1 protein-coding gene is annotated in these 1,541 nt (G+C 36.7%); it reads right to left on the bottom strand.

The features are described from left to right. Positions 1-153: 153 nt before the first annotated feature. Positions 154-1,437: an ISL3 family transposase gene (locus AXF17_RS08035; RefSeq protein ID WP_157682585.1), complete on the bottom strand. Its 1,284-nt coding sequence runs from the start codon at positions 1,435-1,437 to the stop codon at positions 154-156. Positions 1,438-1,541: the final 104 nt, after the last annotated feature.

The following is a 1,541-nucleotide window of genomic DNA, read 5'->3' as shown; positions in this document are numbered from 1 at the left end:
GCTCTATAAACTTTTTAGGGGTTTTGTAAAAATCACCTTTAACGAAGTTTGGGGTGTTTTATGAAAAAAGAAAGACGATAATCATTTTTACACATTGAATTGATTATCGTCTTTTTAATTGGAATCGAAGAGTGGCTTTTGCTCAGTTACTGATTAGAATTTGGTGGATGAGTGCTTGTTAAGGGTATATAGACATCTAAGCCTGAAACGATAGAAGTTCTTGTACCCATTAGCATTACGCTTGATTAGTTTGATTCTTGAATTCATAGATTCTATCTGTCCGTTTGATATTCTCCTGCCTCTGTAGGTCAAGAAGCTGTTAACAATCTCATACTTCCAATTCTTTAACATTTTAGAAATTGGAATAAATTCCGGTATCCCATAAACGTGGAGATCTTCGATGTATTTATCAATGTATCTGCCTGCGTTGTGATATGTTGCAATGGAGTTGATTTCGTCATAATCGCATTTCAACGCATAGGCAATTTCAAGTTCGGGATCTATTTCGAGAAGTCTGTTAATTAGAGCTTCTGGCGAAATATACTTAGAACCTACGATGTAGTAGTAGCGATGAAGATTAATTATGCTTTCAAAATCAATGTTATCTCGCGATTTTTTAAGCAGCCAGTGAAATCTTTTAAGTAGTCTGTATTCCTCACTAGCCCTATCATGTGAATTCATAATTCTGATACGAACCTTATCAAATGCATAATTTACATTTTTAACCACATGGAAACTGTCGACACATACCAATGCGTTTGGGAAATACCGATGTGCTAAGTCACGATAATTCTCCCACATGTCGATGCTTATGTATTTAACATAGTTACGTGTACCTTTGTTGATATTTGAGAAGTAGGAAGAGAGTTCATCCTTCTTTCTCGAAGGAATGAGGTCATAAATTGCCCCAGTATCAAAGTCTAGAAGAACACAAGCATATTCTGTCTGTAGATATTTGCTTACGTATACCTCATCAATACACAGGCAGCGAGGGAAGGGAACTGTGGCTATGCCAGCGTGTTCATCAAACACCTTCATAACTGTTGTTATACTGACATCTGTAAGTTTTGCAGCAGTAGAGAAAGTTATTGATTCACGCTTAAGCAATTTCATAATACGAATAACAGTTGCTTGCGAGATTCTTTTTCCAGGTAAGGAGAATGGATTGTTTTCTGGGAAATGCTTTTGACAAGCTGTACAATAGTAACGTCTTTTTCTGTAAACAACAATCAAGTCATTTTCAACAAGAACGGCATGCTTGAGTGTGCGCCTGTAATAGTCGTGAACCCTTCTTGATATTTTGCCACAGGATGGACACGGAGTTGGTCTGTGTTGAAGTGTTATGTTACATTGCATAACACTTCCGCATGGTATAACTTCAAACTGCTCAATGTCTGAAGGTTCCATGTTAAAAAGCTTTATGATAATATCTTTCATGTACTGGTTCCTTTCTGTACTCTTTGATTCGCACTCTAAAGATAACATTGAGGAACAACAAAGGACGGAGAATTTAACTAATCATGGTTAAATCTCCGTCCTTT

Origin of the sequence: Mogibacterium pumilum (assembly GCF_002243385.1) — a bacterium.
Taxonomy (GTDB): Bacteria; Bacillota; Clostridia; order Peptostreptococcales; family Anaerovoracaceae; genus Mogibacterium; species Mogibacterium pumilum.
The sequence above is the reverse complement of the archived record's forward strand: the minus strand, read 5'-3'. Positions and strand labels throughout refer to the sequence as shown.